This is a genomic window from Stenotrophomonas sp. YJH_SMC_10 (genome assembly GCF_059371555.1).
On record NZ_JCAFUS010000015.1, the window covers coordinates 43,064 to 63,271 of the forward strand.

Annotated in this window: 19 protein-coding genes; 15 read left to right on the plus strand and 4 right to left on the minus strand. The window is 68.3% G+C overall.

Translation table 11 applies throughout. From position 1 onward, the window contains the following. Nucleotides 1–72: 72 nt before the first annotated feature. The 3 genes from AC5P9C_RS17390 to AC5P9C_RS17400 form a co-directional block, all read right to left on the minus strand. Nucleotides 73–2,142: an EAL domain-containing response regulator gene (locus AC5P9C_RS17390; RefSeq protein ID WP_053463571.1), complete on the minus strand. Its 2,070-nt coding sequence runs from the start codon at nucleotides 2,140–2,142 to the stop codon at nucleotides 73–75. Nucleotides 2,143–2,233: 91 nt separating this feature from the next. Continuing rightward, nucleotides 2,234–3,418 carry a BaiN/RdsA family NAD(P)/FAD-dependent oxidoreductase gene (locus AC5P9C_RS17395; protein WP_049464420.1) on the minus strand — a complete coding sequence of 395 codons (1,185 nt, stop codon included), beginning with the start codon at nucleotides 3,416–3,418 and terminating at the stop codon, nucleotides 2,234–2,236. After that, nucleotides 3,415–3,963 (minus strand): YaeQ family protein, encoded by a 549-nt coding sequence (locus tag AC5P9C_RS17400; protein WP_049464421.1) that lies wholly within the window; start codon nucleotides 3,961–3,963, stop codon nucleotides 3,415–3,417. The genes AC5P9C_RS17395 and AC5P9C_RS17400 overlap by 4 nt, the downstream gene beginning before the upstream one ends. A gap of 126 nt (nucleotides 3,964–4,089) precedes the next feature. On the opposite strand from AC5P9C_RS17400, the gene AC5P9C_RS17405 reads away from it, so the two are divergent. After that, nucleotides 4,090–4,968: a pseudouridine synthase gene (locus tag AC5P9C_RS17405; RefSeq protein ID WP_288431766.1), complete on the plus strand. Its 879-nt coding sequence runs from the start codon at nucleotides 4,090–4,092 to the stop codon at nucleotides 4,966–4,968. A 4-nt stretch (nucleotides 4,969–4,972) separates the two neighbouring features. Here AC5P9C_RS17405 and AC5P9C_RS17410 read toward each other — a convergent pair whose 3' ends face one another. Continuing rightward, nucleotides 4,973–5,461, minus strand: a complete 489-nt coding sequence (locus tag AC5P9C_RS17410; RefSeq protein WP_057493784.1) for a YaiI/YqxD family protein — start codon at nucleotides 5,459–5,461, stop codon at nucleotides 4,973–4,975. A 303-nt stretch (nucleotides 5,462–5,764) separates the two neighbouring features. Between AC5P9C_RS17410 and AC5P9C_RS17415 the strand changes: the two genes are divergently transcribed. The 14 genes from AC5P9C_RS17415 to pcaD all read left to right on the plus strand — a co-directional run bounded on the left by AC5P9C_RS17415 (nucleotide 5,765) and on the right by pcaD (nucleotide 20,208). Then, nucleotides 5,765–5,974, plus strand: coding sequence for a cold-shock protein (locus AC5P9C_RS17415; protein WP_005416210.1), 210 nt, complete (start codon nucleotides 5,765–5,767; stop codon nucleotides 5,972–5,974). Nucleotides 5,975–6,159: 185 nt separating this feature from the next. Further along, nucleotides 6,160–6,849: a glutathione S-transferase family protein gene (locus AC5P9C_RS17420; protein WP_053463268.1), complete on the plus strand. Its 690-nt coding sequence runs from the start codon at nucleotides 6,160–6,162 to the stop codon at nucleotides 6,847–6,849. A 32-nt stretch (nucleotides 6,850–6,881) separates the two neighbouring features. After that, the gene (locus AC5P9C_RS17425) at nucleotides 6,882–8,447 is read left to right on the plus strand and encodes a protein adenylyltransferase SelO (RefSeq protein ID WP_130768177.1); all 1,566 of its coding nucleotides are present in this window, start codon (nucleotides 6,882–6,884) and stop codon (nucleotides 8,445–8,447) included. A gap of 370 nt (nucleotides 8,448–8,817) precedes the next feature. Then, nucleotides 8,818–10,329, plus strand: a complete 1,512-nt coding sequence (locus AC5P9C_RS17430; protein WP_130768176.1) for a right-handed parallel beta-helix repeat-containing protein — start codon at nucleotides 8,818–8,820, stop codon at nucleotides 10,327–10,329. Nucleotides 10,330–10,351: 22 nt separating this feature from the next. Next, on the plus strand, nucleotides 10,352–11,641 hold the full coding sequence (locus AC5P9C_RS17435) for a carbohydrate porin (RefSeq protein ID WP_053506436.1): 1,290 nt from the start codon (nucleotides 10,352–10,354) through the stop codon (nucleotides 11,639–11,641). A gap of 35 nt (nucleotides 11,642–11,676) precedes the next feature. Continuing rightward, nucleotides 11,677–12,528 (plus strand): type I 3-dehydroquinate dehydratase, encoded by an 852-nt coding sequence (gene aroD, locus AC5P9C_RS17440; RefSeq protein WP_414615139.1) that lies wholly within the window; start codon nucleotides 11,677–11,679, stop codon nucleotides 12,526–12,528. Between the two features lie 53 nt (nucleotides 12,529–12,581). Next, a complete protein-coding gene (locus AC5P9C_RS17445; RefSeq protein ID WP_167522416.1) occupies nucleotides 12,582–13,901 on the plus strand; it encodes an MFS transporter in 1,320 nt (439 codons plus the stop codon). A 172-nt stretch (nucleotides 13,902–14,073) separates the two neighbouring features. Further along, nucleotides 14,074–14,754 (plus strand): 3-oxoacid CoA-transferase subunit A, encoded by a 681-nt coding sequence (locus tag AC5P9C_RS17450; RefSeq protein ID WP_074726051.1) that lies wholly within the window; start codon nucleotides 14,074–14,076, stop codon nucleotides 14,752–14,754. Then, a complete protein-coding gene (locus AC5P9C_RS17455; protein ID WP_074726050.1) occupies nucleotides 14,751–15,398 on the plus strand; it encodes a 3-oxoacid CoA-transferase subunit B in 648 nt (215 codons plus the stop codon). Before AC5P9C_RS17450 ends, AC5P9C_RS17455 begins: the two co-directional genes overlap by 4 nt. Before the next feature lies 1 nt (nucleotide 15,399). Beyond that, on the plus strand, nucleotides 15,400–16,614 hold the full coding sequence (pcaF, locus tag AC5P9C_RS17460; protein WP_414608186.1) for a 3-oxoadipyl-CoA thiolase: 1,215 nt from the start codon (nucleotides 15,400–15,402) through the stop codon (nucleotides 16,612–16,614). Between the two features lie 69 nt (nucleotides 16,615–16,683). After that, nucleotides 16,684–17,394, plus strand: a complete 711-nt coding sequence (gene pcaH / locus AC5P9C_RS17465) for a protocatechuate 3,4-dioxygenase subunit beta (protein ID WP_049464439.1) — start codon at nucleotides 16,684–16,686, stop codon at nucleotides 17,392–17,394. 4 nt (nucleotides 17,395–17,398) lie between these two features. Next, nucleotides 17,399–17,962 carry a protocatechuate 3,4-dioxygenase subunit alpha gene (gene pcaG / locus AC5P9C_RS17470; protein WP_074726049.1) on the plus strand — a complete coding sequence of 188 codons (564 nt, stop codon included), beginning with the start codon at nucleotides 17,399–17,401 and terminating at the stop codon, nucleotides 17,960–17,962. 90 nt (nucleotides 17,963–18,052) lie between these two features. Next, nucleotides 18,053–19,396: a 3-carboxy-cis,cis-muconate cycloisomerase gene (locus AC5P9C_RS17475; protein WP_074726048.1), complete on the plus strand. Its 1,344-nt coding sequence runs from the start codon at nucleotides 18,053–18,055 to the stop codon at nucleotides 19,394–19,396. A gap of 26 nt (nucleotides 19,397–19,422) precedes the next feature. Continuing rightward, a complete protein-coding gene (gene pcaD, locus AC5P9C_RS17480) occupies nucleotides 19,423–20,208 on the plus strand; it encodes a 3-oxoadipate enol-lactonase (RefSeq protein ID WP_053463258.1) in 786 nt (261 codons plus the stop codon).

Here is a 20,208-nt window from a genome sequence, read left to right on the forward strand (position 1 = left end):
TGGGTAGTGCCGGCCGCTGGCCGGCAACCCTGGGTACCAAAGGCTGCCGGCCAGCGGCCGGCGCTACCTCGGTCACCCGAACTCGAAGCCCATCTCCGGCAGTGCCGGGCCGACGAAGTCGCCCTGCACGTAATCCACGCCGGCACTGAACAACAGGGTCATCGAGTTGGCATCGCTGACGAACTCGGCAATGGTGCGGATGCCCGCTTCCTGTGCGCGCGCGGTGATCTGGCTGACGCGGTCGATGTTCTCGCGGGTCGCGGCCAGATCGCTGGTGAAGCCGCGGTCCAGCTTGAGGAACTGCGGCTGGAAGTGGGCCAGCAGCTGGAACGAGTCCAGGCCCGAACCGAACTGCTCCAGGCCGATGCGGCAGCCCAGTGGCGCCACTTCAGCGAGGAACTGCTGCGCACTGCGCAGGTGGGTGAATACCTTGGCTTCCGGCGCATGCAGCCACAGCCGTTCGCCCGGCACGCCCTGCGCCTGCAGCTCGCGGCGCAGGGTGGCGATCATCTGCGGGTCATCGAACGATTCCGGCGTGACCTTCACCAGCACCTGGGTGGCATGGCCCGCGCGTGCGCGCTCACCCAGCACTGCGATCGCCTGCGAGACCACCCAGCGGTTGATGTCGGCCAGCAGCCCGTGTTCCTCGGCGATGCCCAGGAACGCGGTCGGGCTCAGCAGCTCACCGTTGTTTTCCAGGCGCAGGTAGGCCTCGTACAGCTCCAGCGGCTCGCCCTGCAGATTCAGCACCGGCTGGTAGTGCAGCTGGAAGCCGTCGCCGGCCAGTGCCTCGCGGATGCGGGCGACCCAGCGCAGGACGCGCTCTTCCTCGACCCGGTCGGCAGCGGCCGGATCGAAGATGCGGCAGGTGTTGCCCAGCTCAGCGGCGGCCTGCGTGCATTCGCTGGCGCGCGCCAGCACCTGGCCGATGCTGGCGATCTTCTCGCCGACCTGCACGCCACCGATGCTGACCGTTACCGTGGCCGAACGTGCGCCGATGCTGAAGACATGCGCGGCGTAGGCCTCGCGGATGCGCTCGGCCAGCGCCACGGTCTGCGCGTAGGGCCCGGCCTGCAGCACGGCAAAATTGTGTTCACCGAAGCGGGCCAGCTGCGCGTCCTCGCCGACCACGTCGGCCAGCAGCCCGGCAAGGGCGCCGATCAGGGTGTCGGCCGAGGCCAGGCCGATGTCCGGCAGCAGGCGTGCGTAGTGGTCCGGCTCGATCAGCAGCAGGCCGAACTGGCCTTCGCTGCGCCCGGCCTGGGCCACTGCGCTTTCCAGCTGCAGCATGAAGGTCGGGCGATTGAGCAGGCCGGTGACCTGGTCGCGCTGGCGCAGGTCCTCGACCTCGCGCGCCAGCTCGGGGTCGAACTCCATGCGGCGGCGGAGCACCACCTGCAGGCAGGACTCGCCCTCGTAGGTGGCCGCGGCAAATTCCATCGTCGCCGGGAACGCACTGCCATCCTGGTGGCGCGCGTCGAGCTGGTACTGCGGCGGCGGCGCCTCGCCACGGCTGAGGCCCTTCAGCAGCTGCTTGAAGCCCTCCACGTGCTGGGCCGCGACCATGTCCAGCAGCGAGATGCCCTCGATGTCGTCGAAGTGCTCGTAACCGAACATCTCCAGGTAAGCGTCGTTGGCACGGATGTGCATGCCTTCATGCACGTAGGCGATCGGGTCGCGCGAGGAGGCGATCAGTGCGTCGCAGCGGCGCTCGGTCTCGCGCATCTGCGCCTCGATCCGGCGCAGGCCGCGACGCGCCTGCAGATCGACCCATTGGTCGCGTACCACGGCGAGCAGGTGCTCGGGGCGCTGGCGCAGGGCCAGGGCGCGGATGCCGTGGCTGCTGGCCTGCACCAGCTCGTCCTCGTCGATGCGCTCGGCCAGCAGCACCAGTGGAATGTCCTTGCCGCTGGCGGCGATGTGCTGGGCGGCCAGCTGCAGCGGGATGCCCTGGGACGGCGAGGCCAGCACCAGGTCGATGGCCTGGCTGGCCAGCACCTGGGCCAGCTCTGCCGCATCCTGCGGGCGCCACGGGCGTACCGCGATGCCGCTGTTGCGCAGGGTGCTGACGATGGCTTCGGCGTTTTCGCCGCTGTCATCGACAATCAGCAGGCGGATGGTGATGTCGTTCGCGTTCTGCATGCACTGCTCCCCAATCTGCAAATCTAGATACACGATGCGCGGCGAACCGTCCATGCGCGCGCCCCCGGCACGCATCGAACGGCGATGTGGTTCACACCACGCTGCCGGCAGCGTGGCCGCTGGCCCAGGCCCACTGGAAGTTGTAGCCGCCCAGCCAGCCGGTCACGTCCAGCACCTCGCCGACGAAGTGCAGGCCGGGCACGCGCTTGGACTCCAGGGTCGAGGATGACACTTCGGCCGTGTCCACGCCGCCCAGGGTGACTTCGGCAGTGCGGTAGCCTTCGGTGCCGCTGGCCACCAGCGGGAACGCGCCCAGCAGCTGCGCAGCCTGGCGCAGCACCGGCTCGTCCAGCTGACGCACCGGGCGGTCCGGCAGCCAGTGCTCGCACAGGCGCTGCGCCAGCCGCTTGGGCATCACGTCGCCCAGCACGGTGCGCAGCTCGGCGGCGGGCCGCTCGCGCTTCATCTGGCGCAGCCACTCGCCCGCATCCTGGCCCGGCAACAGGTCCAGCTCCAGCGCATCGCCGGGCTGCCAGAACGACGAAATCTGCAGGATGGCCGGGCCGCTCACGCCGCGGTGGGTCAGCAGCATGAAGTTCTGGAAACTCTTTCCGTTGCAGCGCGCCTCGACCGGCAGTGCGACGCCGCTGAGGTCGGCCAGCCGCTCCTGGTGCTTGCCGCTCAGCGTCAGCGGGACCAGCCCGGCGCGGGTCGGCAGCACCTGGTGGCCGAACTGGCGGGCCACCTCATAGCCAAAGCCGGTAGCGCCCATGCTGGGAATCGACAGGCCGCCGGTGGCAACCACCAGCGAGGCGCAGTGGAACAGGCCCTGCGTGGTGTGCACGCGGAAACCATCGCTGCCGTGCTCGATGCGCTGCACGCTGCAGTCGGTCCGGATCTGTACGCCGGCCGCCTGGCATTCGTCGACCAGCATCTTCACGATCTGCTTGGACGAGACATCGCAGAACAGCTGCCCCAGTTCCTTTTCGTGATAGGCAATGCCGTGCTTGTGCACCAGCTCGATGAAGTGCCAGGGCGTGTAGCGTGCCAGCGCCGACTTGCAGAAGTGCGGGTTGGCCGACAGGAAATTGGCCGGTGTGGTGCCGGTGTTGGTGAAGTTGCAGCGACCACCGCCGGACATCAGGATCTTCTTGCCGACCTTGTTGGCATGGTCGATCACCTGCACCTGGCGGCCGCGCTGGCCGGCGGTGATCGCGGTCATCAGCCCGGCGGCGCCGGCACCGATGACCACCACGTCGCAACGGATCGTACTCATGCCTGGGCGCGCTTGCGCCAGTTGGGGATCACGTCGAACTGGTTCTGATCGTTCAGCAGCTGCACCTCGCCGTCCTGGATCAGCACGCTCCAGCGCATGGCGCGCTGGATCTGCTGGCCCCAGCGCTCGACGAAGTCACCGTCCAGATCGACCACCGAGAGATTGTCGAAACGTGCCAGGCCCTTGCCCTGCTTGTTCCACCAGATCTCCGAAGCATTGCCGCCGTAGTTGACCACCTGCACCTGGCGGCTGCGGTTGCTGGCCTTGCGGATGCGCGATTCGTCCGGATGGCCCAGGTCGATCCACTGCAGGATGTCGCCGGTGTAGTCGTGTTCCCACAGATCCGGCTCATCGTCGGTGCTCAGGCCGCGACCGAATTCCAGGCGGTCGCCGGCGTTCAGCGCGAAGGCGAGCAGGCGCACCATCAGGCGCTCGTCGGTTTCGGACGGATGCTGGGCCAGGGTCAGGTTGTGGGTCGCGTAATAGCCGCGATCCATGTCGCTGATCTGCAGTTCGGCCTTGCGGATGGTGGCGGTAAGAGCCATGGGTGATCCGTGGACTAAAGACGACAATGATAGAGGTTTGCCGCAGGGGTGTCCGTGGCTGGGCTGTCTGCAGGCCGTCAACGGTGGCACTCTGGTGCTCTTTCCCCCGTGGCCGGAGTGGATGCGATGTGCTTGCCCAGCCGGTTGCAGCTGCCGCCTGGCCCCTGGGCCATCCTGCTGGAGGGCCTGTGCGCGCGTTTCCCGCGCATCACGCGCGCGCAATGGCAGGATCGCTTCGCGCGCGGCCGCGTGCTGGACGCGCAGGGCAGGGTGCTTGCGCCGGATACGCCGTGGAAGGTAGGCCTTGAGATCCAGTACTTCCGCGAGGTGGCCGACGAGCCGTCGATTCCCTTCGCCGAGACCATCGTGCATCTGGACGCGCACCTGCTGGTGGCCGACAAGCCGCACTTCCTGCCGGTGACGCCGGCCGGCGCGCATGTTCGCGAGACCCTGCTGGCGCGACTGGTGGCCCGCACCGGCAACACCGATCTGGTGCCGCTGCATCGGCTGGATCGGCTGACGGCCGGGCTGGTGCTGTTCTCGACCCAGCGGGCGTCGCGCGATGCCTACCAGCGGCTGTTCCGCGAGCGACGCATCGAAAAGGCCTATGAGGCCCTGGCGCCGGCGCTGCCAGGGGTCGCGTTTCCGTTGCGGCGCGACAGCCGGCTGGTACCGGGCGAGCCCTTCTTCCGCATGGCCGAAGGGCACGGCGAGCCCAACGCACGCAGCCGGATCGAGCTGATCGAGGCCGACGGCCCGATCTGGCGGTACCGCCTGCTGCCGGAAACCGGCCGCAAGCATCAGTTGCGCGTGCACATGGCGATGCTGGGCGCCCCGATCATGGGCGACGACCTGTACCCGCAGCTTCGTCAACGCCCTGCGGACGCGGCCGAGGCTCCGCTGCAACTGCTGGCGCAGGGCCTGGCCTTCGATGACCCGTTGGACGGGGCGCGGCGGGTCTTCAGCAGCGGGCGCCGCCTGCGCTTGCCGCCCGAGGGCGGCTAGGCGCTTAGCGACCGGGGCGACGCGCCAGCCAGCGGTCCAGTTCGGCGGCGAACAGCTGCCGGTCACGCGGCCCCAGCGGCGGCGGTCCGCCGGTCTGTACCCCGGCGCCGCGCAGTTCCTCCATGAAATTGCGCATCGAGAGCCGCTCGGCCATGTTGTTCGGCGTGTAGAGCTGGCCGCGCGGGTTGAGCGCCACGGCCTTCTTTTCCAGCACCAGTGCGGCCAGCGGGATGTCCTGGGTGACCACCAGGTCACCGGCGCCGACCCGCTCGACGATGGCGCTGTCGGCCACATCCAGCCCCTGCGGTACCTGGATCGAGCGCAGCCAGCGCGACGGCGGGGTGCGGATCCACTGGTTGGCGACCAGGGTCAGCTCGATCCCGACCCGTTCGGCGGCCCGGAACAGGATGTCGCGAATGACGGTGGGGCAGGCGTCTGCGTCCACCCAGATGCGGGGAGACGCGTGTTCAGCGGGGATTTCAGCTTCAGTCATTTACCCAGTGTAGGGTAGGAAAAACCTGAATGGGGGCTCGGGGTTAGCCGCGAAAGGCTGCCAGCCCTTGCCACGCCTAGCGGGCGAGGTGTTCCGATGAACGCCGGGGCTATCGCTTTTTGCAGAAAACACGCGTATCGTGCGACCCACTGTGTTTGCTAGGGTCACCGTGAATCGTGGCCTGGTGCAGTTGATCTCACGATCCGCTCATCGATCCGCTTTACCAACGCCTGCAACTCAGTCTCGGCCCCGATACCCGGTGGCTGCGATTTTTTTCAACATGTGTTTCAGGAGTTAGTAAAAATGTCTGAACGTCAGACCGGTACCGTCAAGTGGTTCAACGACGCCAAGGGCTTCGGCTTCATCACCCCGGAAAGCGGCCCGGACCTGTTCGTGCACTTCCGCGCGATCCAGGGCACCGGCTTCAAGACCCTGCAGGAAGGCCAGAAGGTTACCTTCATCGCCGTCCAGGGTCAGAAGGGCATGCAGGCTGACCAGGTGCAGGCGGTCTAATCCGTCTGCTACCGTTGGGTAGCCAGAACGCCGGAAGCGAAAGCTTCCGGCGTTTTTTATTGCCCGCTGTCCTTGCGGCGTCGAGCCGCGCCTGAGTGTTCTCAACGCCAGTCGAGCATGGCTCGACTCTACAAAGGGCATGCACTGCGCGCGGTACGATGTGGCCCTTCCCAAGGATCATCCCCATGCGCATCGTCCACCATCTTGAAAACTCCCGCTCACTGCGCGTGCTGTGGATGCTGGAGGAGCTGGGGCTGGACTACGAGCTGCGCCGCTATCCACGCGATCCGAAGACACTGCTGGCACCGCCGGAGCTGCGCAGGGTGCATCCGCTCGGCAAGTCGCCGGTCCTGCAGGATGGCGACCTGGTGCTGGCCGAGTCTGGCGCGATCCTGGACTACCTTGCGGACCGTTACGACACCCAGCGCCAGCTGTCGCCATCGCCGATGCCGGCCGACGGGGCCGAGCGCTTGGCCTATCGCTACTGGCTGCACTACGCCGAAGGCTCGGCAATGCCACCGCTGTTGCTGACCCTGGTGATGGGGCGCATCCGCAACGCGCCGATGCCGTTCTTCGCCCGCCCGATCGCGCGCAGCATCGCCGACAAGGCCGAGCGCGGCTTCATGGGTCCGCAGCGGCGCCTGCACCTGGACTGGATGGAGCGCCGCCTCGCCGAAAGCCCCTGGTTCGCGGGCGAGCGCTTCAGTGCGGCCGACATCCAGATGAGCTTCCCGATCCAGGCCGCTGCCGCGCGAGGCGGTGGCCTCGACGACAAGCCGGGGCTGCGCGGCTTCCTCAAGCGCATCGGTGAACGCCCGGCCTACCAGCGGGCCGAGGCCCACGGCGGCCACCTGCAGGCGCTCAGCGGCAATTGAGGCGGGCGGCCGTCGCCCCCATCTTCAACGCCATGGATACCGACAGCCTTCGTTTCGACAACCGCCTGCTGCGCACCCTGCCGGGCGACGCCGAATCCGGCCCACGCCGTCGCGAGGTGCTGGGCGCGGCGTGGTCGCCGGTGATGCCGACGCCGGTGGCGGCGCCCACGCTGTTGGCCTGGTCGGCTGACGTGGCCGCGATGCTTGGCCTGCCCGCCGCCGAAGTCCAGAGCGAAGGCTTTGCGCGTGTGTTCGGTGGCAATGCCCTGTACGCCGGCATGCAGCCGTGGGCTGCCAACTACGGTGGCCACCAGTTCGGTCACTGGGCCGGCCAGCTGGGCGATGGCCGCGCGATTTCGCTGGGCGAACTGGTTGCACCCGATGGCCGCCACTGGGAGCTGCAGCTGAAGGGGGCCGGGCCGACGCCGTACTCGCGTGGTGCCGACGGGCGGGCCGTGCTGCGTTCGTCGATCCGCGAATTCCTGTGCAGCGAGGCGATGCACCACCTGGGCGTGCCGACCACGCGTGCGTTGTCACTGGTCGGCACCGGCGAGGACGTGGTGCGCGACATGTTCTATGACGGCCACCCGCGTGCGGAGCCCGGTGCCATCGTTTGCCGGGTGTCGCCGTCGTTCCTGCGCTTCGGTTCGTTCGAACTGCCGGCGTCGCGTGGTGAAACCACGCTGCTGCAGCAGCTGGTCGATGCCTGCATCGCGCGCGACTTCCCCGAGATTGAAGGGCAGGGCGAGGCGCGTTACGGCGCGTGGTTCGCGCAGATCGCAGTGCGGACCGCCGAGATGATCGCGCACTGGATGCGCGTCGGCTTCGTCCATGGCGTGATGAACACCGACAACCTGTCCGTGCTCGGCCTGACGTTGGACTACGGCCCCTACGGCTGGGTCGAGGACTTCGATCCGGACTGGACGCCCAACACCACCGATGCTCAGGGGCGGCGCTACCGCTTCGGCACGCAGCCGCAGGTGGCGTACTGGAACCTGAGCCGACTGGCGCAGGCGCTGTCGCCGCTGTTTGCCGACGTTGCGCCGTTGCAGGCAGGCCTGGCGGCCTATGCGTCCACCTTCTTGGCCTGCACGCGCCGCGATGCCGCAGCGAAGCTGGGGCTGGCGGCCGCCGACGATGACGACCTGCAGCTCTACCAGCGCTGGCAGCAGCTGATGCAGGAGGGCGCCATGGACATGACCCTGGCCTGGCGCGCATTGATGCGGCTCGATCCGGTGGCACCGGAGGCAGCGTTGCTCGACGCCGTCTACTACGACCAGGCGCGCCAGCAGGCGGTGCAGGCGCCGTTGCAGCAGTGGCTGCAGGACTACGCGGCGCGCCTGCGCAGCGATCCACTGTCGGCCAGCGAACGCCTGGCGAAGATGACAGCGGCCAACCCGCTGTACGTGCTGCGCAACTGGCTGGCCCAGGAGGCCATCGATCGCGCCGAGCAGGGCGACCTCGGCGGTGTGCACGCACTGCAGGACGTGCTGCGCGATCCATACACCGAGCGCGCCGGCCTGGAGCACTTTGCCGGCAAGCGGCCGGGGTGGGCCGACCACCGCGCCGGCTGCTCGATGCTGTCCTGCAGTTCCTGAGCGTTCGGCCGGGCGCCGGCCGGCGCCCGCAGAAACAACAACAGGCCTTCGACGGGCGTTCGTGATCTGTTGCGATCGCAGGCAGATTTCATCCGCGCAAGGCGCGCATCTGCTGGCCGGCACCGCAGTCGACGGCGTCGCTGCGCGGCCCGCCTACAACGATGGTCGTACCCGTTAAGTTCGATATTCGCACGCATAGTCGATTATCGCACTTGAATGGTGCGGTGCGATAAACCTAATTTCACTCCACAGTTTCGTAGCAGTCCAAGCGATCCACCCCTGGCGGGGCGAGGGCAGCAGCCGGTCCGGTGCTGAAGCCAGGTGCAGGGGAAGGCCGCCGGATGTCCCTTCACCTGTGCGGAGTGTTCGCATGTCCCGTTGTCTGTCCGTTGTTGCCCTGTCCCTGCTTGCCGTGTTGCCGACGCTGGCGCTGGCCTACCAAGCCGAGCCACCGCGCGCGCCGCTGCAGGTGCTCCGCGTGGATCGCTACGCCGATGACGCCAACGCCGGCTCGTTGCGTTGGGCGATCACCACCGCCAATGCCGATCCGGGCCGCTACCGCATCGAGATCGACGCCGTCGGCGTTGCGCCCTACGTCATCAGGCCGGCCTCGCCGCTGCCGGAGGTCAAGGGTCCGGTGCAGATCATCGGTACGTCCTGGGCGCGCGACGGCCAGTACATCGCCATCGATGGCTCGGCCTACGTCACCGGCAGCGGTACCGATGCCTGCCCTGGCGCCGAGCCAGGGCAGTCCGGCACCAATGTGCGCACAACCACGCTGCCGGGCCTGGTCCTGCGGGATACCCAGGGCGTGGAACTGGCAGGCCTGGAAATCCGCAATTTCTGCATCGGCGTGCTGGTCAACCGCTCCAGCCAGAACGAGATCCATGACAACCGCATCGTCGCCAACAAGGGCGGTGCCGGCATCATGCTCACCGGCGATGACGGCAAGGGCCAGTCCACCGCGACCACCACGGTGCACAACCGCATCGTGCGCAATGTGTTCCTCGACAATGGCGATGGCCTGGAGCTGACCCGTGGCGCGGCCTGGAACCTGGTGGCCGACAACCTGTTCCAGTCCACCGCGGCCAACCCGGAGCCCTCGCAGGGCATCGAGATCCTGTGGGGCAACGACAACACCGTGGTTCACAACCGCTTCGTGGACTACTCCGACGGCCTGCAGATCAACTGGGGCAACCGCAACTACATCGCGGCCAATACCTTCACCGGGAACTCGCTGGGCCTGAGCATCACCGGCAGCGGCAACGTGGTTGACGGCAACACCATCACCGGCAACGGCATTGGAATCGGCGTGCGCCCACAACCGGTCAGTGCGCCGAACCGCTTCACCGCCAACCGCATCTACGGCAACGGCCTGCCGATCGAGCGCTGCGAAGCCGGCGGTGCCTGCGTGAAGGGCCAGCCGCGGGGGGCCATCGTGTTCGGCGTGCCGGGGCTGGAACATGCCAGCTTCGTCGGTTCACGCGGTCGCGGCGTCGACAGCGATCCCGCCCGGCGCGCGCGCATCTGCACGGCTGCCGGCCAGGCCGACTGCCAGCCCTTGCCGAACCTGGGACAGGCCGCGCCGACGTGGGTCGACGTGCGCGGCGAGGGCGCGCAGCGCCAGTTGAGCGGTCGTTTCCACGGCGTGCCCGACACCCGCTACCAGGTGGAAGTGTTCGGCAACCGCGCCGCCGGCGGCAGCGAGGCCGAATGGATGCTGGGCAGCGTGGAAGCGCGTACCGACGCGCAGGGGCAGGGCCGCTTCACCTTCCCGCTTGCTGCAGCCGTGGATGCTGCCGTGGCCGGCAGCGTGACCGCCACGGTCACCTCGGCGCAGGGCGCCACCTCCCCCCTGAGCGCGCCGCTGTCGCTGCGCTGATCCCCTCTACGAGACTGCGATCATGACACGTCCCACATCCGTTGCCCTGGGTATCCTGGCCACTGCGCTGCTGCCGGCGCTGGCCTGCGCGCAATCGAGCAACCGTTACGAAGGCAGGACCCTGACCGGCGATTGGGGCGGCACCCGCACCGACTTGTTCGAGCGTGGCGTCGCCTTCCGCGGCGACTACGTGGGCGAAGCCATGGGCGTGGTCGATGGCGGCTACGGCGAAACCGGCGCGCGCTACGCGCAGCAGGTGCGCGTGGGCATGGACCTGGACATGGGCCGGTTGGCCGGCTGGAGCGGTGGGGCGTTCCACTTCACCCTCAACGACCGTCGCGGCCGCAGTACGTCGGCCGACCTCGTCGGCAACCGCTTCCCGATCCAGGAAGCCTACGGTGGCCAGTACACCCGGCTGACCGAACTGAGCTACGACCAGACCTTCAACGCCGGCCAGTCGTACTACAAGCTCGGCTACTACGCGATGGGCAACCAGTTCGGCCTGCACAGCCTGCTGACCCATTTCGTCAACGCCGCGTTCTGTGCGCACCCGTTGGCGATGTCCGGCAACAGTGGCTGGTACAACTACCCGGTGGCGCGCTGGGGCGGAGAGTTTGCCCAGCAGGTCAGCCCGGCAGTGAACGTTCGCGCCGGCTGGTTCCAGGTCAATCCGAACCTGGGCGGCAACATCGAACGCAATGCCTTCCGTCCGTTCGCCTCGGGCACCACCGGTTCGCTGTTCCCGGTCGAAGTGACCTGGACGCCTGCCAAGGGCAGCCGCTACGCCGGCGTCTACAAGTTCGGCGGATACTACGACACCTCGCGCGTGGCCCAGCGTGGGCTGGACACCTCGCCGACCACCGGTCGCCATGGTGCCTACGTCCTGGCCGAGCAGCGCCTTACGCAGGAGTCGGCCGACCCTTCCCGTGGCCTGACCGCGTTCGCGCAGTACATGGTGTCGGACCGGCAGACGGCGCAGATCAAGCGCTGGTATGCGCTGGGCGGCGTCTACCAGGGCATCGGTCGGCGCGCGCAGGACAGCATCGCCCTGGGCTACGTGGGCGCCGACATCAACAACCGGCTGGTCGATGCGCGACGGGCCGCGTTGGCCGACGGTGGCGTGCCCATCGATTCGCCGCTGTACCACCTCAGCCAGGCCGAGGAACTGTTCGAACTGTCCTACAGCATCCAGGTGAATCCGTGGCTGATGATCCGCCCGGACGTGCAGTACATCGTCAACCCGGGCACGTTCAACTACAGCGGTACCGACAACGCCTGGGCCGTGGGCGTCCAGGCCAAGGTGACCTTCTGATGGTCGCGCGCTCCATTCCTGCTTGGGTATCTGCCATGAAGATTCCGTTTGCCTCGGTCTTCCTCGCCGGTGCGCTGTGCGCCGGGTCCGTACCGGCCCTGGCCGCGCCCCCGCCGGCGCTACTGCAGGTGGGTTCGCTGCGCATCGGCGAAGGCAGCCCCCGCACCATCGTGCCGATCACCGGTGCCACCGCAGACCTCGCCCTGCAGCAGGCGGCCGCCATCGCCGCCAGCAAGGCCACCGACATCGCCGAATGGCGCATCGACTACCTGGACATCGCCGCCGATGGCCAGGCGCTGGTGGCGCTGGGCAAGCGGATCCAGCAGACGCTGGCGGGCAAGCCGGTCATCGTGACCTTCCGTACCAAGGCCGAAGGCGGCGCAAGGCCGATCAGCGATGCCGACTACGGCGCGCTGTACGCCACGCTGCTGCGGGCAGGCGTGGCCCAGCTGATCGACGTGGAGATGTTCCGCGACCCGACGGTGGTAAAGGCGCTGGTAGCGCAGGCGCACAAGGCCGGGGTGAAGGTGGTGATGTCCAGCCATGACTTCCACGCCACCCCGCCGCGCGAGGAGATCGTCGCGCGGCTGCTGAAGCAGCAGGCACTGGGTGCAGACGTGCTGAAGATCGCGGTGATGCCGCGCGATGCCGGCGACGTGCTGGCCCTGCTCGACGCCACCTGGCAGGTGCGCCAGCAGAGCGACAGGCCGTTGCTGACCATGTCGATGGGCGGCACCGGGGTGGTCTCGCGGCTGGCCGGCGAGACCTTCGGGCAGGCGCTGACCTTCGGCATGATCGGCACCGCCTCGGCGCCTGGCCAGGTCGAGGTTGATCGCCTGCATGACGTTCTGCAGGTCATCCACGCCTCCAGCCAGGCCGGTCACTGAGACCTTCGCCGCCAGACGTTCCACCGCACCATGCTGTTGCAGGAAACCGTGCCATGAGCCATGCCCCCGCCGCTGCACCCTCGCTCATCCTGGAACGGATGAGTCCTTTCCAGTGGACCGCCATCGCCATCTGCGTGCTGTTGAACATGCTCGATGGCTTCGATGTGATGGTCATGGCTTTCACCGCGCCACATGTGTCGGCGGACTGGGCGCTGTCGGGCAAGGTGCTGGGGCTGATGCTCAGTGCCGGACTGGTCGGCATGGCATTGGGATCGTTCCTGCTGGCGCCGCTGGCCGACCGCTGGGGCCGGCGGCCGATGATCATCTGCTGCCTGCTGATCCTGACCAGCGGCATGGCGCTGTCGGCGCTGGCGGCCAATGCGTGGCAGCTGGGCGCGCTGCGCGTGTACACCGGCATCGGCATCGGCGGCATGCTGGCCGGCGTGGGCGTGATCACCGCCGAATACGCCAATGCCAAGTGGCGCAGCACGGCGGTCGCATTGCAGGCCACCGGCTATCCGATCGGAGCCACCGCCGGTGGCCTGCTGGCGGCGTGGATGCTGGAGCACTGGTCCTGGCACAGCGTGTTCCTGATCGGTGCCGCGGCATCGCTGCTGTGCATTCCGCTGGTGCTCACGTGCCTGCCCGAATCGCTGGACTTCCTGGTTGCGCGTCGCCCGCCCAACGCGCTGCCGCGGCTGAATGCACTGCGCGCGCGCATGCGCATGCCGGAACTGCCGGCCCTGCCGCCTGCCGCCGTGCGTACGGGGCAGCGGCAGGGCTATGCGGCGCTGTTCGTGGGTGATCTGCGCCGGGTCGCGCTGCTGATCGCACTGGCCTTCTTCCTGCACATGTTCGCATTCTATTTCGTGCTGAGCTGGACCCCGAAACTGCTGGTCTCGGCCGGGGTGTCGGCACAGCAGGGCATCACCGGTGGCGTGCTGCTGAACCTGGGCGGCATCGTCGGCGGCAGCCTGTTCGGCTGGCTCGCTTCGCGCTGGTCGCTGTCGAAGTTGACCGCAGGCGCGCTGCTGCTGGCCATGGTGTCGATGCTGGGCTTCGCTGCCTTCAACACGCGGCTGGGCGTCGCCTTCCCGTTGGCCTTTGTGATCGGCGCGGCGCTGTTCGCGGCGATGGCTGGCCTGTATGCGGCCGCGCCAGTGGTGTTCGCCGCCGACGTGCGGACGACCGGCCTGGGCTGGGCGATCGGCATCGGCCGCGTCGGCGCGATTCTCTCGCCGCTGACCGTAGGCGTGCTGGTCGACCGCCACTGGCAGCCTGCGGCGCTGTATGTGCTGTGCGCGCTGCCACTGCTGCTCGCGGCCTGGGCGTGCCTGGGCCTGCGCGTAGGCGTGGGACAGAAAAGGCGCTGAACCCCATGCGCTACGCATGTCATGCAATGTGCGATTATCGAATCACATGTCCGAATATCGCATTGACCGGGCGAGGTGACATGGCGACCATGGCCGGGTTGTGTTTTCCCTTCGCAGTGTCCCCGCAGTACGCCGGTGATGGTCGCCGGCCGCGTGGGCAAGGAGCAATGCAGTGATCGACAAGACTCTGGCCAGCGTGGAAGCAGCGGTGGCCGATATCCATGATGGTGCCACGGTGATGATCGGTGGCTTCGGGACCGCCGGCATGCCCGACGCGCTGATCGATGCGTTGATCACACAGGGCGCGCGCGAACTGACGATCATCAACAACAATGCTGGCAACGGCGATACCGGGCTGGCGGCATTGATCAAGCACAAGCGCGTGCGCCGCATCGTCTGCTCGTTCCCGCGCCAGGCGGACTCGCAGCACTTCGACGCCGCTTACCGCGCCGGCGAGATCGAACTGGAACTGGTGCCGCAGGGCAACCTGGCCGCGCGCATCCACGCCGCCGGTTCCGGCCTGGGCGCGATCTTCACCCCCACCGGCTATGGCACCGAGCTGGCCCAGGGCAAGGAGACGCGCGAGATCGATGGCCGCCAGTACGTGCTGGAATACCCGCTGCACGCGGACTTCGCGCTGATCAAGGCTGACCGCGGTGACCGCTGGGGCAACCTGGTGTATCGCAAGACGGCGCGCAACTTCGGCCCGCTGATGGCGATGGCCGCACGCTGCGCCATCGCGCAGGTGCGTGATGTGGTGGCGCTGGGCGAACTGGACCCGGAGGCGGTGGCGACCCCCGGCATCTTCGTGCAGCGCGTGGTGCAGGTTGCAGCCGAAGGAGTGCAGGCATGAACAGGCTCAGCCGCGAACAGATGGCCGCGCGCGTGGCGCGTGACATTCCCGAAGGTGCCTACGTCAACCTGGGCATCGGCCTGCCGACCACGGTGGCCAACTTCCTGCCGGCCGACAAGGAGATCTTCCTGCAGTCGGAGAATGGCCTGCTGGGCATGGGGCCGGCGCCGGCCCCGGGCCACGAAGATCCGGACCTGATCAACGCCGGCAAGCAGCCGGTCACCCTGCTGACCGGCGGCTGCTATTTCCACCATGCCGACTCGTTCGCGATGATGCGCGGTGGTCACCTGGACATCTGCGTCCTCGGTGCTTTCCAGGTGTCGGCACACGGCGATCTGGCCAACTGGAGTACCGGTGCTGCCGACGCGATCCCCGCCGTGGGCGGTGCCATGGACCTGGCCATCGGCGCCAAGCAGGTCTTCGTGATGATGGATCTGTTCACCAAGCACGGTGAAAGCAAGCTGGTGTCCGAATGCAGTTACCCGCTGACCGGGCTGCGCTGCGTGTCGCGGGTGTATACCGATGTGGCGGTGTTCGACCTCGGTGCCGATGGCGCGACCGTGCTGGAAATGGTGGACGGCATGGACATCGAACAGCTGCGTGAACTGACTGGCCTGCCGCTGGCACTGCCCGAGGGAGCCTGAGATGAGCCTGCACGAGACCTACATCGTTGATGGCATCCGCACCCCGATCGGTCGTTACGGCGGCGCGCTGTCCGGCGTGCGTGCCGACGACCTCGCGGCGATGGCGCTGAAGGCACTGCTGGCACGCCATCCGCAGCTGGACCCGGCGCTGGTCGAGGATGTCTACCTGGGCTGCGCCAACCAGGCCGGTGAAGACAATCGCAACGTCGCCCGCATGAGCCTGCTGCTGGCCGGCCTGCCGGTGACGGTACCGGGCAGCACGGTCAACCGGCTGTGCGGTTCGGGGCTGGATGCGATCGGCACCGTGGCCCGTGGCATCGCCGCAGGCGAACTCGGCCTGGCCATCGCTGGCGGTGTCGAATCAATGTCGCGCGCGCCGTTCGTGATGGGCAAGGCGACCTCCCCATTCGCCCGTGACCAGCAGATGGAAGACACCACCATGGGCTGGCGTTTCATCAATCCGCGCCTGCGCGAACTGCATGGCGTGGAGACGATGGGCCAGACCGCCGAGAACGTGGCCGAGCGGCAGGGCATCAGCCGCGAGGACCAGGATGCGTTCGCCCTGCGGAGCCAGCAGCGGACAGCGGCCGCGCAGGCGCGTGGCTTCTTCGACGGCGAGATCGTGGCGGTGGACGTGCCGGGGCGCAAGCGCGGCGAAACCGTGACCGTCGACCGCGATGAGCACCCGCGCGGCGATACCACGATGGAAGCGCTGGCCAGGCTGAAACCGCTGTTCCGTCAGCCGGGCACGGTCACCGCCGGCAACGCTTCGGGCATCAACGACGGCGCCGCCGCACTGCTGCTGGCGTCCGGTGCGCAGGTGAAGGCGCTGGGCCTGTCCCCGCGCGCACGCGTCCTCGGCTTTGCCAGCGCCGGCGTGGAGCCGGCCATCATGGGCATGGGCCCGGTGCCGGCCAGCCGCAAGCTGATGGCCCGCCTGGGCCTGTCCATCACCGATTTCGATGCCATCGAACTGAACGAAGCATTTGCCTCGCAGGGCCTTGCCTGCATGCGCGAGCTGGGCCTGCCCGATGATGCCGCGCACGTGAACCCCAATGGCGGTGCCATCGCCCTGGGTCATCCACTGGGCATGAGCGGTGCGCGCCTGGCGCTGACCCTGCTGCGCCAGCTGGAATCCAGCGGTGGACGGCGCGGCCTGGCCACGATGTGCATTGGCGTGGGGCAGGGCGTGGCCCTGGCCCTTGAACGCGTGTGAGTCACCCCGCGACCCCGTAATCTGCACGACAGCTGCGGCCTGCGGGCCGCTCGCCAACAGGAGCACGCCATGAGCGATCCCACCGAACTGCGCGGCTACCGCAAGCCGTATCCCGGCAGCCAGCCGCCGCGCATCCATCTGCCCTATGCCTCCACTGCGCTGCGCGGGCCGGGCACCGACCCGATCGCCATCCCGGTGACGCTCTCGGAAGTGACCGGCCCGCGCCTGGACCGGATCACCCTCGGGGCGCATGCCGCCGACCTGACCGCAGGCTTCGCCGGGCAGCCCCAGGGCGAACGCATCATCGTCAGTGGCCGCGTGCTGGACGAGAATGGCCGTCCAGTGCGCAATACCGTGGTCGAGGTGTGGCAGTGCAACGCCGCCGGCCGCTACCTGCACAAGGGCGACCAGCACGACGCGCCGCTGGACCCGAACTTCAAGGGCACCGGCCAGGTCCTGACCGACAGCGAAGGCCGCTACCGGTTCACCACCATCAAGCCCGGTGCGTACCCGTGGCGCAACCACTACAACGCCTGGCGGCCGGCGCACATCCATTTCTCACTGCATGGCGATGGCATCGGCCAGCGCCTGGTCACGCAGATGTATTTCCCCAACGACCCGTTGCTCGCGTTCGATCCGATCTACAACTGCGTGGACGATGCCAATGCGCGCGAGCGCATGGTGTCCTCGTTCGATTGGGAAAACACCGCCAACGAATTCGCGCTGGGCTACCGCTTCGACATCGTGTTGCGCGGTCGCAAGATGACCGTCTGGGAGTAAGACCATGAGTTTCCAATCCACTCCGTGGCAGACCGTGGGCCCATACTACCGCCTGGGCCTGGAGCCGCTGTACCGCACCGACATCGCCCCGGCTGCCGCGCGCGGTGAGCGCGTGGAAGTGCAGGGCCAGGTGTTCGATGGCAATGGCGTGCCCGTGTCCGATGCAGTACTGGAAATCTGGCAGGCGGATGCGCAGGGCATCTATGCCCATGCCGAGGACCCGCGTAGTGACGACCACGACCCGGCGTTCGATGGCTGGGGCCGGGTGCCCACCGACGAGCAGGGTCGCTTCGCCTTCAGTACCGTCAAGCCGGGGCGCGTGCCGGGCCTGCGCGGCGCGCCGCAGGCGCCGCATCTGATCGTGCTGGTGTTCATGCGCGGCCTGCTGCAGGCCGCCCGTGGCCGTATCTACTTCAGTGACGAGACCAGCAACGGCGAGGACGGCATCCTGGCGCTGGTACCTGCAGAGCGCCGCCACACCCTGGTCGCGCAGGCGCAGGGCAGCGGCCTGTACCGCTGGGACGTGCACATGCAGGGCCCGCACGAGACGGTGTTCTTTTCCTATTGATCACGGCGCCCTCGACGCGCCTTCCGGCCACTCCACGCCCGCGTTCGGCGGGCGCGGGTAAGCTGTGGCCACCCATGATGGACTGCACCGATGAGTCACTCCCCAACGCTGCTGGGCGGTCTGTTCGGCGACCCCGCCGTCGACGCTGCGTTCACCGACGAGGCGCGCCTGCAGGCGATGCTGGATGTTGAACGCGCGCTGGCCCGTGCGCAGGTGCAATGCGGGGTGATTCCCGCTGCGGCGCTCGCCCCGATCGAAGCAGCCTGCAGCGCGGACCTGTACCCGCTGCCGGCGCTGTCGGCAGCGACGGCCCTGGCCGGCAACCCGGCCATTCCCCTGGTGAAGGCGCTCACCGCGCAGGTCGCGGCGCGCGACGCCGAAGCCGCGCGCTGGGTGCACTGGGGCGCCACCAGCCAGGACATCATCGATACCGGCGCGATGCTGCAGCTGCGCGCGGCCGTCGGCCACGTGCGGGCGCGCCTGCAGGTCCTGTGCACCGCGCTGGCGCGGCTGGCCCAGGCCGAGCGCGGTACCGGTCTGCCCGGGCGTACGCTGCTGCAGCAGGCAGTGCCGGTGACGTTCGGGCTGAAGGCGGCGGGTTGGCTGGATGCCCTGCAACGCAGCCAGCGTCGCCTGGAGGGACTTGCCGACGATACCCTGGTGCTGCAGTTCGGCGGTGCAGCCGGCACGCTGGCCTCGCTGCAATCACGAGGACTGGACGTGGGCGAAGCGCTGGCCGATGAGCTGCAGTTGCCGCTGCCGGCGCTGCCCTGGCACACCTCGCGCGATCGCCTGGCCGAGCTCGGCAGCGTGTTCGCGCTGCTGGCCGGCAGCCTCGGCAAGATCGCTACCGACATCGTGCTGCTGATGCAGTCCGAGGTGGCCGAAGCGTTTGAGCCGGCGGGCGAGGGCAAGGGCGGATCGTCGGCGATGCCGCACAAGCGCAATCCTGTCGGCTGCGTGGCGGCCATCGCCGCCGCCACGCGCGTGCCGGGCCTGCTGTCCACGCTGTTCAGCGCGATGCCACAGCCGCACGAGCGCGCGGCGGGGCAATGGCACGCGGAGTGGGACACCGTGCCGGAAATCGTGCGGCTGTGTGCCGGCAGCCTGGCCCAGGTGTCCGTGGTGATACAGGGCCTGCAGCTGGACCGCGCGCGCATGCGCCAGCACCTGGACAGCCATGGTGGCCTGCTCTATGCCGAGGCGGTGGCGGTCACCCTGGGCGAGCGCATCGGCAAGCAGGCCGCGCACGCCCTGGTGGAACGCGCGGCCAAGCAGGCGCTGGCACAATCGCAGCATCTGCGCGAGGTGCTGGGGCAGATGCCGGACGTGTCCGCGCAGCTGTCTGCTGCGCAACTGGATGCCCTGTTCGCTGCCGACAGCTGGCGTGGCATGGCCGATACCTGGATCGACCGCGTGCTCGCGCGCGGCTGACCGTCACGTTGACCGCTGGAGCACGCATGCCCTTCCTCGATCTCCCCCAGCATCGCCTGCACTACCGGACCGAAGGCCGAGCCGACGGGCCATGGCTGACGTTCTGCAATTCGCTGGGCACCGACCTGGGCATGTGGCAGCCGCAGGTCGAGGCATTGGCCGCCCACTACCGCATCCTGCGCTACGACCGCCGCGGCCACGGCCAGTCCAGTGCACCGCCGGGCCTGTACACGGTGGCCGAACTGGGCGCGGACGTGCTGGCCCTGTGGGATCACCTGGGCATCGAGCGCAGTCACTTCTGCGGGCTGTCGATCGGTGGCCTGACCGGGCAGTGGCTGGGCGTGCACGCCGGTAACCGGCTGCGCACGCTCACCGTGGCGGCCACCGCGGCGAAGATCGGCACGCTGGAGGGCTGGCAGGCCCGTATCGCCCAGGTCCAGCACGATGGACTGCTGCCGCTGGTCGATGGCACCCGCGAGCGTTGGTTCACGGCTGCCTTTGCACAGACCCACGCCAGCCAGGTTGAAGACATTCTGCAGCGCTTCCTCGCTACCCGCGTCGCCGGCTATGTGGGCTGCTGCAACGCGGTCGGCACGGCCGACTTCCGGGAGGCGCTGGGGCGCATCAGCGTGCCGCTGCTGGCCATTGCCGGCGACGAGGATCCGGTGTGCGTCCCCGCCGAGCTGCAGGCGATCGCCCACGGCGTGGCCCATGGCCACTATGCGCAGGTGCCTGGCCGCCACCTCTGCAACGTGGAATCGCCGCGGGCCTTCACCGATGCACTGGCCGCGCATCTTTCCGTGCAGCACTGA

Coding starts and splice junctions, on each gene's coding strand:
- AC5P9C_RS17390 (WP_053463571.1), bottom strand. CDS start 2,142: ATGCAGAACGCGAACGACATCACCATCCGCCTGCTGATTGTCGATGAC.
- AC5P9C_RS17395 (WP_049464420.1), bottom strand. CDS start 3,418: ATGAGTACGATCCGTTGCGACGTGGTGGTCATCGGTGCCGGCGCCGCC.
- AC5P9C_RS17400 (WP_049464421.1), bottom strand. CDS start 3,963: ATGGCTCTTACCGCCACCATCCGCAAGGCCGAACTGCAGATCAGCGAC.
- AC5P9C_RS17405 (WP_288431766.1), top strand. CDS start 4,090: ATGTGCTTGCCCAGCCGGTTGCAGCTGCCGCCTGGCCCCTGGGCCATC.
- AC5P9C_RS17410 (WP_057493784.1), bottom strand. CDS start 5,461: ATGACTGAAGCTGAAATCCCCGCTGAACACGCGTCTCCCCGCATCTGG.
- AC5P9C_RS17415 (WP_005416210.1), top strand. CDS start 5,765: ATGTCTGAACGTCAGACCGGTACCGTCAAGTGGTTCAACGACGCCAAG.
- AC5P9C_RS17420 (WP_053463268.1), top strand. CDS start 6,160: ATGCGCATCGTCCACCATCTTGAAAACTCCCGCTCACTGCGCGTGCTG.
- AC5P9C_RS17425 (WP_130768177.1), top strand. CDS start 6,882: ATGGATACCGACAGCCTTCGTTTCGACAACCGCCTGCTGCGCACCCTG.
- AC5P9C_RS17430 (WP_130768176.1), top strand. CDS start 8,818: ATGTCCCGTTGTCTGTCCGTTGTTGCCCTGTCCCTGCTTGCCGTGTTG.
- AC5P9C_RS17435 (WP_053506436.1), top strand. CDS start 10,352: ATGACACGTCCCACATCCGTTGCCCTGGGTATCCTGGCCACTGCGCTG.
- aroD (WP_414615139.1), top strand. CDS start 11,677: ATGAAGATTCCGTTTGCCTCGGTCTTCCTCGCCGGTGCGCTGTGCGCC.
- AC5P9C_RS17445 (WP_167522416.1), top strand. CDS start 12,582: ATGAGCCATGCCCCCGCCGCTGCACCCTCGCTCATCCTGGAACGGATG.
- AC5P9C_RS17455 (WP_074726050.1), top strand. CDS start 14,751: ATGAACAGGCTCAGCCGCGAACAGATGGCCGCGCGCGTGGCGCGTGAC.
- pcaF (WP_414608186.1), top strand. CDS start 15,400: ATGAGCCTGCACGAGACCTACATCGTTGATGGCATCCGCACCCCGATC.
- pcaH (WP_049464439.1), top strand. CDS start 16,684: ATGAGCGATCCCACCGAACTGCGCGGCTACCGCAAGCCGTATCCCGGC.
- pcaG (WP_074726049.1), top strand. CDS start 17,399: ATGAGTTTCCAATCCACTCCGTGGCAGACCGTGGGCCCATACTACCGC.
- AC5P9C_RS17475 (WP_074726048.1), top strand. CDS start 18,053: ATGAGTCACTCCCCAACGCTGCTGGGCGGTCTGTTCGGCGACCCCGCC.
- pcaD (WP_053463258.1), top strand. CDS start 19,423: ATGCCCTTCCTCGATCTCCCCCAGCATCGCCTGCACTACCGGACCGAA.